General features: G+C 56.7%; 13 protein-coding genes. 5 read left to right on the plus strand and 8 right to left on the minus strand.

The genetic code is table 11. The annotated features are described in order from the left end of the window. From SH809_02530 to SH809_02550, 5 genes are all read right to left on the minus strand, one after another. Nucleotides 1–754: primase-helicase zinc-binding domain-containing protein (locus tag SH809_02530; protein ID MDZ4698559.1), on the minus strand; the 754-nt coding region annotated here is incomplete at its 3' end. A gap of 143 nt (nt 755–897) precedes the next feature. Further along, on the minus strand, nt 898–2,529 hold the full coding sequence (locus tag SH809_02535; GenBank protein MDZ4698560.1) for a phage/plasmid primase, P4 family: 1,632 nt from the start codon (nt 2,527–2,529) through the stop codon (nt 898–900). A 145-nt stretch (nt 2,530–2,674) separates the two neighbouring features. Next, nucleotides 2,675–2,881 carry a hypothetical protein gene (locus SH809_02540; protein MDZ4698561.1) on the minus strand — a complete coding sequence of 69 codons (207 nt, stop codon included), beginning with the start codon at nt 2,879–2,881 and terminating at the stop codon, nt 2,675–2,677. Nucleotides 2,882–3,060: 179 nt separating this feature from the next. Continuing rightward, nucleotides 3,061–4,068, minus strand: coding sequence for a hypothetical protein (locus SH809_02545; GenBank protein MDZ4698562.1), 1,008 nt, complete (start codon nt 4,066–4,068; stop codon nt 3,061–3,063). Further along, the gene (locus SH809_02550) at nt 4,061–4,315 is read right to left on the minus strand and encodes a hypothetical protein (protein MDZ4698563.1); all 255 of its coding nucleotides are present in this window, start codon (nt 4,313–4,315) and stop codon (nt 4,061–4,063) included. The genes SH809_02545 and SH809_02550 overlap by 8 nt, the downstream gene beginning before the upstream one ends. Nucleotides 4,316–4,849: 534 nt before the next feature. On the opposite strand from SH809_02550, the gene SH809_02555 reads away from it, so the two are divergent. Next, the gene (locus SH809_02555; GenBank protein MDZ4698564.1) at nt 4,850–5,209 is read left to right on the plus strand and encodes a hypothetical protein; all 360 of its coding nucleotides are present in this window, start codon (nt 4,850–4,852) and stop codon (nt 5,207–5,209) included. 176 nt (nt 5,210–5,385) lie between these two features. Then, a complete protein-coding gene (locus SH809_02560) occupies nt 5,386–6,306 on the plus strand; it encodes a hypothetical protein (protein MDZ4698565.1) in 921 nt (306 codons plus the stop codon). A 166-nt stretch (nt 6,307–6,472) separates the two neighbouring features. Here the strand turns inward: SH809_02560 and SH809_02565 are convergent, their stop codons facing one another. Further along, nucleotides 6,473–6,655, minus strand: a complete 183-nt coding sequence (locus SH809_02565; GenBank protein ID MDZ4698566.1) for a hypothetical protein — start codon at nt 6,653–6,655, stop codon at nt 6,473–6,475. On the opposite strand from SH809_02565, the gene SH809_02570 reads away from it, so the two are divergent. The 3 genes from SH809_02570 (at nt 6,650) to SH809_02580 (ending at nt 9,199) form a co-directional block, all read left to right on the plus strand. Then, the gene (locus SH809_02570) at nt 6,650–6,853 is read left to right on the plus strand and encodes a hypothetical protein (GenBank protein ID MDZ4698567.1); all 204 of its coding nucleotides are present in this window, start codon (nt 6,650–6,652) and stop codon (nt 6,851–6,853) included. The two genes, SH809_02565 and SH809_02570, sit on opposite strands and share 6 nt — an antisense overlap. 123 nt (nt 6,854–6,976) lie before the next feature. Beyond that, nucleotides 6,977–7,429: a hypothetical protein gene (locus SH809_02575; GenBank protein ID MDZ4698568.1), complete on the plus strand. Its 453-nt coding sequence runs from the start codon at nt 6,977–6,979 to the stop codon at nt 7,427–7,429. 33 nt (nt 7,430–7,462) lie between these two features. Further along, complete coding sequence (locus SH809_02580; protein MDZ4698569.1) at nt 7,463–9,199, plus strand: hypothetical protein; 1,737 nt, start codon at nt 7,463–7,465, stop codon at nt 9,197–9,199. A gap of 113 nt (nt 9,200–9,312) precedes the next feature. Here the strand turns inward: SH809_02580 and SH809_02585 are convergent, their stop codons facing one another. Next, the gene (locus SH809_02585) at nt 9,313–9,669 is read right to left on the minus strand and encodes a hypothetical protein (protein MDZ4698570.1); all 357 of its coding nucleotides are present in this window, start codon (nt 9,667–9,669) and stop codon (nt 9,313–9,315) included. A 61-nt stretch (nt 9,670–9,730) separates the two neighbouring features. Then, on the minus strand, nt 9,731–10,012 hold the full coding sequence (locus SH809_02590) for a hypothetical protein (GenBank protein ID MDZ4698571.1): 282 nt from the start codon (nt 10,010–10,012) through the stop codon (nt 9,731–9,733). Between the last annotated feature and the right edge of the window lie 262 nt (nt 10,013–10,274).

Below are 10,274 nucleotides of genomic sequence, written 5' to 3' on the forward strand. Positions count from 1 at the left end.
CCGTGGCCACGGCGCGCACAATCCCGGGGGCGGCCTGCTGCACGCTCCATGTGTCGAACTCGCCTTCTACCATCATGACGGGTAGGCCGGCGCCGGCGCCCTCTCCCAGGTAGAGGCCGTTGCTGGAGCCGGCCGGGCCGATGTACTTCGGATTGCCCGCCGGCCGGCGTACGTTCAGCCGCCAGATCTCCCCCTCGTACATCCACGGGATCGTTATCCCGCGTGGCATGAACACGCGCTTCGTCTGGTCGAGCCCCCACACACTGGGCGCACGCCAGGTATCTTCCGGGTGATAGCCAAACCCGGCGATCGAGATCACTTCGTCGGTGAATCCGCGCCGGCGCAGGTAGTCGAGGGCACGGGCGCCGTCGGACGTCCAGATGCGATGGGCTGACTCCTCCGCCAGTTTCATGGCGCGGGCCTGCCAGGTCGGGTTTGGCGCCCTGAGTAGGCTGGGAGTCCTGGATGCAGACACGGAAGATCGCGGCGCTGGCATGTAGTCAGGTAATGCCCCGCCGGCGATGGCGTCACGCGCCTCGGTGAACGGCATGCCGCGGTAGTCGATGAGGAACTGGATGGCGTCCCCTTTCCGGTCGCACTGCCGGCACCAGTACCGGCCCTTCTCCCCCTCCTCTGGCCACACGCGGAACCGGTCTACTCCGCCGCACCAGGGGCACGGTCCACCCCACTCTCCGCCATTCGTCGAGGACTCCCTGCGGAGCTGGCTGGGGACGATGTCTAACAACGTTTTCATAGCAGAAAGAATGATTGGAATTAGTGGCTAAGTGAGCAAGTGAGTTAATTCCAAAAAGTCCCTTACATGAGGGAAATACAGGGAAAGAGTTTTGTTTTTTGGGGTTGCTTACTCACTGTCGTACGCAAATCGTTGATTTTGAGCTAAAAAGGGGCCTCGGTAGTGACTTTATAGTCACTGTCGCCTTGTTGATCGCGGCGAATCCCTATCCCCAAGTACCAGCGAATCGAGTTAGAATCTCGGGTCTCGAAGCCCCGCTCCCGGAGCTTCCCCCCGAATGCCCGCTTCGTCAAAATCGTCTCGCCCGTACTACTCGCCCAGGTGCGATAGTGCGCGTATAGGTCGGACGCCTTGGAGCGTGGCAGGGCAATGTCATGGAGCCCCCTGCCCTTTGCTTCCTCTATCACGCAACACTCCTCGAGGAAGCCGGCGATCGTATCCATCTCCGCCCGGTAGGATGCGGTTGCGTTGAGCACTGCGGCAGGCGCCCGGAGCCCTGTCCGGTACCATTCGACGGCGCCGTCTACGAGCCACGCGAGAATCCCCTCGGCCTCCTCTTTCAGCTTGGCTTCCATCCTGGGATCCAGTCGCTCCCCCTCAAACCGGACGTTGAACGGTACCAGGTGGATACGGCGCCATATGCCGTGGTCATCGTTTTTAACGGTGGGTTTGTGATTGGTCGCGACCCAGATTTTATGTGTGGGCATGAACTCGAATTCGTTGGAGTGGAGGAAACGGGCTCGGATGGCTTCGTCACCACCTCCAGTCAGGCGTTTAACGGTCGGATCGTCGAGCACCTGCCCGGCTCCAGTCTCACTCGCACGCACGAACCGCGCATTCGCCAACGCCGCCTCACCCTCGGATGCCCCTCCGCTGGAGCGTTTCGTCATTAGGAGTTCGGGCCGGATCGATTGCGCGTAGCTGCCAAGGACAAAGGCGAGGATATTGAGCAGAACAGATTTCCCATTTGCGCCGGTTCCATAGAGGAATAGAACAACCTGCTCTCTCGTGTCTGCCGTTGCCGAATAGCCGGCGGCGCGTTGGATATAGGCGATCAGGTCTGCATCGCCGGCAAAAACGTCGTTCAGAAAACGGAGCCACCGCTCCCGAGGTGCGTCCGGCCGGTACGCTACGGGCGCGAGTTTGGTGATGAGATCCGCCTGGTCGTGCGGCTTGATCTCCCCCGTCCGTAAATCCACTGTCCCGTTCTGTACAGTAAGGAGATACGGCGCCTGGTCGAGCTGTTTGGGCACTACCGCTACGCCAGCCTCGCTCCTGGCGAGAGCGATCATCGCATTGATTCGGGCTGCACCCTCAGATTTGATACCCCATTTGAAAAGTGCCTGTTTTTTGCCGGCATCCTCTATATCCGCCGCCTCATGCTGTAGGCTGCGGACCGTTCGTTTGGCCAGGCGCTCGATCTCCTGGCTGTCATCTTTTGCCCACCGCTTGTCGTCCCAGATCAACCATTGTTTCCAGTGGGCACAATACCGGATCCGCTCCCCGTGGTCCTTGACGAGTCGCTCTGCATTGCCCAGGTCCGTCAGGTTCAACCTGCCCCGCTCGATGAGGTCACGGAGTCCCTCCCTTGTTTTGGCGAGCACATCGAAGAGGGTGAGGACGGCGGCCGCTCCCCCGCGGTCATATTCCTCGTATAGTGCCTCGATCTCGCCGGCGTACGCTCCACACTCCTCGGGCGCGATCCCATTGGGAGGCAGTCCATCGACTACTATGCGGAGTAGGGCCTTGCGCGCACTTGCTTTATCAGGCCTCATGTCCACACCCTCCGACGGCACAACCGGCCAGCCTGCTTGATCGACTCGTTCGAATTGCGTAAGTTCTTCATCGCATTAGGCTTAGGGCCTGCTCCTGGATGCGATAACACACGGGGGCGGGCCCTTACCATTTTGGTGGGATGTGTCAGGCGGTGGTAGTCCGGTGATGGGAGGAATCCTGTCCGACGTATGGGGCCTGGACGTGGCCCTGCAGGATGAGATTGGCGTAGTGGCGCAGGAGCCCGGAAACAGTGCGGCCCTCGATGCGGGCCCGTTCCTCGATGGCAGCTACCTGTTCCGGCGTGGTGCGGAACATGATTTTATCCGGGAATTTTTTCGACTGGTTTTCCATCGTCGTACATTCGGGTTGATAAAATGGGGGCGCCGCACAAGCGTGCGCACTCGTTTTCGTCGAGGGCGGGCAGGTATGGCCTGAGAAACGATGCCTGCTCGCCCTGTTATTTTAGCCACGGGTAACCCCGTAGCACCATCCATAGGCTATGTGTTTTTATGTCATAGGCTATATGTTTTTTATTTCCGGGCCCATGCCCGTATCGCGTTGCCGAAGGTTACTGGGGTCTTGTAGATGTTACTTTCCATGCCATGCGCGAGACAACGTCGCCCCAATTCCTCCCATTGCTCCTCCTGGGTACCTCCTACCTCCCGAATGAGCTGTTCGATATAGGTGCGTCGTAGGTCAGGATCTTTAATCATTGCCCTGAACTCCGCGTTGCGAAGCCGTTGTTCTGTGCTCAAACCACCGCCGGCGATCGCCTCTGCTTTCTCGTTCCCGGTCATGTCGCCCCACCTTGGCGGTAATCCTCCCTCGATCGACGAAAGCCTAAGTACGTTTTCAAGGACGGCTATCCGGTAGTCGATGAGTTCGAGCGTCTGGTCAGTCAGGTCCGCTATGCCGGGTGGTGGGTTGTCCTCGTCGTCCTGGTAGGCCCGTGTCACCTTGTCCAATCGTTTCTTGGCATGGCTTGCGAGTTCGCCCCATGTGGTCGACGGTTTGGCAGGTAGCGTGAGGAAGGGTACATCCCCTTGGTGGACATCGCCCTGGGGTCCAAGCTCGTAGGTTTGATGAATACGAGTGGCCGCCGGCATGCTCTCGTCCTCCGGTATGGCCTGCATGATGATGGGGTCCTTGTACATCTCGAGGATGAGATGCCCGTCGACGTATTCCCCGTCTTTCTTTCGCGCCTCGGTAACGCGTTTCCAGGTGGCGTCGAGCGTGGTGCCGGCCCCCTCCTCCTCCACCATGCGAAGGCACCTTGCCCAGGTGTTCGCCAATTCATAGGCGCAGGTTCTCCAGCGATCGGCGGCCGGCGCGTCGAGGCGCTCCCGGCTGTCGCGAAGCGTCGCCAGATGGGCGGCTGGGCCGGCCGGCCCGTGCTTGGTCAGCAGGTCGACGATGCTGTCCCACACTTCGCGACGGAAGGCCTCTGTGTCGCCATGCTCTTCGATGAACAAAGGCGCCTGCATTGGAGTCGCGTACCGCACCACATTTCGGCGGATGAGATCGGCATTGTCACCCATGGCTCACCTCCCTCGCCCCCTCGTCCTCCTTGCGCTTGGCAACATAGACCGTCTCCCGCTCAATCGTGTATTCGGTGAAGAGTTCGATGATCTTAATGAGGGTGGATGCATAGGTCGAGTCGCCCTTATTTAGAGCACTGGACACCGTTCCGGCAGAGATTCCCAGCTTTTCGGCAACCTCGATCCTCTTCCAGCGCGAGGCCTCTACAAGTTTTTCGGCCTCCTGTCGGAGTTCGTCGATCGTCATCTTGGTTCCTTGTCTCATGGTCCCTTGCGTGTTGTTAGAACAGAATGCAAGGGAAGTTAGTGGATTCGGGGCACAACCGAATAAGTGAATGGATATGATCATAAGAGAACTTCTGTAAAAAAACAAAAATAATTTCGGTAAAAGTTGGAATTATTCCGAGGGGCTGAGTATTATTGAACAAGAAAGGCAGTCCAGTGCAGCGATCACCGAACGGCCAAAGTCCCCAACAGCTTGCAACGTGCCCGTGCGTCTGGGCAGGCTGCGCCTGAGCGAGATCGAATTCGAGCCATACGGCCTGGCCACGCTCTCGTAAACCTGGGTACGGCGAGTCTGGGAGAGCTGGTCTTTCAAGACGGCGCTACCGGCTGCGATCAGATCAGGTACCTGGGCATCGCGAGCACGCCTTCCGACGATGCACGATCCGCGGCTATGGGTCATTGTCGATGCCTTTCCCTCCCCTATCCATCTACCTCTTCGAGGTGATGGCCGCGAACCACTAACCACAAGCCGGCGATGACCTCGCCCTCTGAGCCCATGAATAATCACTGTTCCGACCCATCACTCGTCGCCCCGATCAATCCTGTCGAACCACTTCGACCCAGCGTCACGCTCAACCCGAACGGCAGGCCGGCGAGTGAGCCCTACTGCGTGACGATCGACGACCTCTACGCCCGACTCCGGGTCGTGCGCGGCGCCCTCGCCTACACGATCGAGGACGTGCTCAACGAAGTACATGCCCAGGGTAGCAACCACTCGGACGCCTTCCACCTGATCCTCTTTTCTCTGATCGGCTCCTTCGACGACGTCCTCCGGGAAATGGAGTGGGCCGTGGGTGTCGCTCAGGCTGATGGATCGAACTGGATCCGAAACGAGGCTTGGCGTCAGCGCCGTTAGTCCTCTGTGATCACGTCTGAACACCAAACTGGCGAAGCACATCGACACACGAATCCCGCTCCGCCGGCAGGCTCCTGGTGATGCATGTCTCAAGTTCTTGACGTTACGCTTGGATGGCCTGCCGGCGGGGCGTTTCCCGACACCTATAAGAACCGTAACGCTTTCGAGGTAACAGCATGCCCGAAATCCTCAGCCCCAACGGCACCCACAACAAGTCCGACCAGCCGCCGGCCGATGGCGCCGCAACAGATGGGCGGAGCACTTCGTCCCGGCCGCCCGTTACGCTCTACGGGGCGAACGATCGCCCGCTCGAATTGCCCAACATCGAAGGGGCGAGCCGCGGCGCCGGACGTCGTGAGCCGTTCGACAAGTCCTTCCTCGATGGCCCGAAGAACTGGTTCAGTAAGCACGGGCCCGCCCTGGCCAACCTGCTGCTGATGGGGGGGAGCGCAACGGGCACCGTGGCCACGGCCCTGCGGTCGTCGCATGCGGCCGGCCTCGACTCGCCGCTCCTGGTGGCGTCCGTTATGATCCTCGCCGGCCTGGTGATCGAATGCGGTTTCGCATGGGCCTGGTCTCGCCAGGGTACCCACGACCTCGCCGGCCGGCAACGGGTTCTCGCCGATCGCATGTTCAAGATGGCCGCCGCCGTCATGGTGGGGGATCTCTCGCTCAGCCTGGCGGAGGTCGCGTTCGGGGTGGGGGGGATCGCGCCGTACTGGATCGGCGGCATCCAGCCGGCCGCGGCCGTGTGGATCGTCTACACCTTCTACGCGATCAAGGGAGCGCACCCCGAACACCTGGCGGATCTGGAGATCGTCGACCTCCGGGCCGATGCGAAGGCCGCCGCGATGCGTGACCGGGCGGACGCCTTCCGGCTCGCCCTGGCGGAGCGTAAGCACGAGCGTGCGCTCAAGTGGGCCGCGCTCGACACCCGGCAGGAGTACGCGGAGAAGCTGGTCACGGGCCGCTGGTTCCGCCGGCGCGTGAAGGGTGAGGTGAAGAAGGCCGTTGGGCAGAACCTCCTGGGGGACGTCCGGCGCAAGCTGGGGGAGCTCCCGCGCCTCCTGGGGATCGGCAAGGCTCGCCAGAACTGACGGACGTCGGGGCGTCTTCTGCCTCGGTCGATGGGGCAGGGGACGCCGGTGAGGCCTCCAGCGAGGCGCAGGCCGGGCCGCAGGCCTCCAGGGCGCCCGGCGTAAGGAAAGGGGCGTACCCGTGCGTCTGGTGCGGCCTGCCGCTCACGGGGAAGCAGAAACGATATCACAGCGAGTGCCGGCGCCTGGCGGACGCCGCGCGCAAGGAGGCAGGCACCGCGGCCGTCGACGATCCCAGGGTGTGCGCCTGGGTGGAGTGTTCGAATCCGTCAGGGAAGGGGAGGTACTGCTCCGGCGCCTGCAGGCAGTCCGCGTACCGCGCTCGAAAAAAACGGAAATAGCCATGCATCCACCGTTCGAAGAAGAGATCGTCTACCTGATGACCGGCTCCTATCTGCCCTGGCTGCCGGAAGGATGGCCGTTCATGCTCCTAGCCGCTCTGTGCTTCTGGGGCTTCCTGTCGGCCGATCGGGGCGTGAGGCGTATCCGCCGGGAGATCGCGGACGATGCCATGCGAGAGCAGGAACGTGCTCGACGCCGGCAATAGGCTGCAGATACATGCTAACGATCAAGCCGAATGGCCGCTAGGTGAATCCTGGCGGCCGTTCTTTTTTTGGATCCCAGCTTATATTACTCCGGTCACGCCCATCAATCACAATGGTGTTCGCACATGCCCGCAGCTGAAGCGCTTAGCGCTATTCAATCGGTAAAAGCCCTTTATGAGATCATGAAGGGAATTCAAGGCCTTGCAACGCAAGCTGAGATAAACATGGCTCTCATCGACTTGCAATCCAAGCTGCTGGATACTCAATCCAAGGTGATGGAGCTCGTCGATTCGAACAGCGAATTACTCGAAAGGATCAGAGAACTGAAACGGATTGATCTTGATAGCTATCATTTAGAGCCGATCGTGAACGGGGGAAACGTATTTAGAGGAAGGTCAGCGTATAAACATGCTGGTAGCGCTCGGTATTTCTGTCCGGTGTGCTTTTCAAAAGGAATGCTGACACCTCTCCAATTCAACAATAAAGGTGATCACGTTTTGCGTTGTGGAGCGTGCAGTACCAACCTTGGTAAGACTACCGACGAGAAACAAGGTAGTGTTACGCATATCAGGAGATGATCGATACAATAACCAAGTTAAACCACTTGAAATATGTCGGATCTCAAAGCGAAAAAAATCATCACTAAATTTATCAGTAAAGAACCAAATGGAAACGGCAGGAATATTTCCGGCTCAACGCTCGTCATTAAAGGTCCTTGGGGGATTGGAAAGACATATCTATGGCAGCAAGAAGTTCGCAATGTCTTTAATGGCGGTAACGTAAAAGCGCAAAAGAGAGACAGTTATTTATATCTATCTCTATACGGACTTCGTAATCTCGCGGATGTGAAAGCAGGCCTCATTTCATCGATGGTCATTAGCTACATGTCTGAGGCGCGTCAAGAAAAATGGAAGAGAAACAGTGGGGCGATCTTGAAGAGTTTTGGCCGTATAATACCATCGATTTTTGATAGGTTTAAATATGGTAAGGCATTATCTGTTCTATTCTCCGGTGTCGGAAGCGTTATCGTGTTTGACTTGATTAAAAACGCACTGATTTGTATCGATGACTTTGAGCGACGCGATGGTGTGACCGTAAGTGAGTTGATGGGGTTGATAAATCTGCTTAATGAGGATCGAGACTGCGATGTTTGCTTGATCTTGAACGATGGCCAACTTACACAAGAGGATAGTGCTGAGTTTAAGAAACTGTGGGAAAAAACGGTGGATATTCATATTGAATATGATCCAAGTCCTGAAGGTAGTTTTGATATCGCATTTTCGAATTATGAATCTGAATATAGTGAGGAAGTATACCAGACAATAAAGAAGAAATGTCTCGAGCTGTCAATCGTAAATATTCGAATTCTATATAGGATAAGAGATATGTCGAGGTTGCTGAAGTCGTCTTTGGATGCGTCTCCCTCTAGTATCAAGCTCTCTGCGTATATAACAATTGTCATTCTCGTATGGGCATATCACGCGAAACACGAAGAGGATGAAGTAGTGCCTGAATTCTCAATGTTGCGCAGAGTAGATCGTTCAATAGCCATATCTCTAGGGCTAAACGAGCACTTGACACCGACAGAAAAGGCGTTCCAAGAGTTTGATCGGAAACATATTTTTCACCCTAATCGAGGATCGGATCAGGACATCGCGAACTTGGTTGAGCGAGGATATCTAGACAACGAAGCTTTTAGGGATCACTTGAGTGATGAGATTGACGAATATGAGAATGGGCTACGTCGAGAAGAGCTCAGAGATGCATGGAAGTATTTCCAGGGTTCCTTTGACAATAATAAAGAAGAAGTTGTTGGTAGGTTTGAGATTGCAATTCGAAAGAATGCTGCGGTTCTTTATCCTTCAGATGTCGGCTCAGCACTGGTCCTGCTGCGCAATCTTGGTGAAGACGCTCTTGCGAATGAATTAGCCCACTGGTATGTCAACTCATCAACCAGATATCTACCGATCGAGAGTCTTAATTCCTATTTAAATGATGATAATGAGTTAATGAACCTTATCAACAATGCTCGCTTGTCCAATACTAGTGATCGAAGTTTGTCAGCAATTCTAAAACGTGCTCATTTGACATTTAATAGAAGCTATATTGAAGACCTTAAATTTATGGCGAAGCGACCGAGTGAGGAATATGAAGCCTTTTTCCGTGAGTCGAAGAATGATGAACTAAGAGGTGCAATAGCGTGGTGCATGAGTTGGGAGCGATATAGAAATGATAGCGATAATTTTGAGTATATGAAGGCCGTTGTCGAGAAAACTAGGGAGGCGTTAGGGAGGATAAGTGAAGATTGCGAGATCAATGGTGTTCGAGTAAAACGGTTACTTTCCTAAGTATTTTCAATCACATGATCGAGACAAGAGAAAGGCGTGGCGGCAGGTCCCCCGACACTATCGCCAGGCCATCTAGGCAACGGGGATCACCTCTAGAGAGAGGTTACTCGCCCTCACCTTCTCCTTCGGCCGCGGCCATCGTGATCTTCACGAACGCCTCTTCGAAGTTGGTATCCATCTCGAAGAACCGTCGGAATCTTCAGCGCGCGCGTGTCCTGCGTGGCCAGGTTGATCGCACTCCCGGAGTCGGCATCGGTGATCGATCCCTCACGCATCTGCTCGGTACTCATTTCCCCACCGATGGCCCTCTTGAACGCATGGAAGTAGCCGAACACGCCGAAGAGCGTCGCGAAGTTGTCGTCATCGATTCCGGTGAACACCTCGGTATAGACAGCCGGTCGACTGCCCAGGCCGAGTTTATCAAGCCGTCTAAGAATTGACGCCGGCGCCGGCGTAGCGAGCACGAACACCGATGCCCGGGGGGCGTTTCCTGCCTCCGGGCTTCGGTGTTCAGCTCCGCGGTGAGGTTGATCAAAAAGCCGAGAGCACTTGCTCGTAGTCGGATAGGTCGACCGCCGACACAGAGGCAAGCGACGCCGGTGGAATCAAGATCACCTTGATCCTCCAGCCTGCGAAAAGAGAGCCATACCCGCTTCCGGTCTCCGCGATGAGCGTCAGCAGCAGCCGGCCGGGATTGTAGCCGTAGTTCATGACGACCGAATTGTTTGTTGCCGGGATCATGTAAGGGAAGGCCACCCATGCGGTGCCATTCGTGCCGTTGTCGGTGAACGCGAGGACGAGACCGTTATTCACTATCTCTGTGGTGATCTCCGGAATGGAGAATTGCGCGGACTCCAGGGACGTCCCGGCGGCTACGAAACTGGTTTGGGTGAGTGATACGGTTACGATCTGGAGATTCGCGGCACCTGGTGGGCCGGGTTCACCCTGTGGCCCAGGATCCCCTTGAGGTCCGATCGAGCTACATTCGAAAGTTGTGGACGGGCATAAATAGAGAAGGCGGCGTATCCTGATGATTGTCGAAGTCATCACCCTTTGGAGAAGGAGGATACGCCAC

It is taken from the genome of Rhodothermales bacterium (genome assembly GCA_034439735.1).
Lineage (GTDB): Bacteria > Bacteroidota > Rhodothermia > Rhodothermales > JAHQVL01 > JAWKNW01.

Bases quoted from the DNA above. Each gene is read 5' to 3' on its own strand.
- SH809_02535 (MDZ4698560.1), bottom strand. From the start codon at position 2,529: ATGAGGCCTGATAAAGCAAGTGCGCGCAAGGCCCTACTCCGCATAGTA.
- SH809_02540 (MDZ4698561.1), bottom strand. From the start codon at position 2,881: ATGGAAAACCAGTCGAAAAAATTCCCGGATAAAATCATGTTCCGCACC.
- SH809_02545 (MDZ4698562.1), bottom strand. From the start codon at position 4,068: ATGGGTGACAATGCCGATCTCATCCGCCGAAATGTGGTGCGGTACGCG.
- SH809_02550 (MDZ4698563.1), bottom strand. From the start codon at position 4,315: ATGACGATCGACGAACTCCGACAGGAGGCCGAAAAACTTGTAGAGGCC.
- SH809_02555 (MDZ4698564.1), top strand. From the start codon at position 4,850: ATGAATAATCACTGTTCCGACCCATCACTCGTCGCCCCGATCAATCCT.
- SH809_02560 (MDZ4698565.1), top strand. From the start codon at position 5,386: ATGCCCGAAATCCTCAGCCCCAACGGCACCCACAACAAGTCCGACCAG.
- SH809_02570 (MDZ4698567.1), top strand. From the start codon at position 6,650: ATGCATCCACCGTTCGAAGAAGAGATCGTCTACCTGATGACCGGCTCC.
- SH809_02565 (MDZ4698566.1), bottom strand. From the start codon at position 6,655: ATGCATGGCTATTTCCGTTTTTTTCGAGCGCGGTACGCGGACTGCCTG.
- SH809_02575 (MDZ4698568.1), top strand. From the start codon at position 6,977: ATGCCCGCAGCTGAAGCGCTTAGCGCTATTCAATCGGTAAAAGCCCTT.
- SH809_02580 (MDZ4698569.1), top strand. From the start codon at position 7,463: ATGTCGGATCTCAAAGCGAAAAAAATCATCACTAAATTTATCAGTAAA.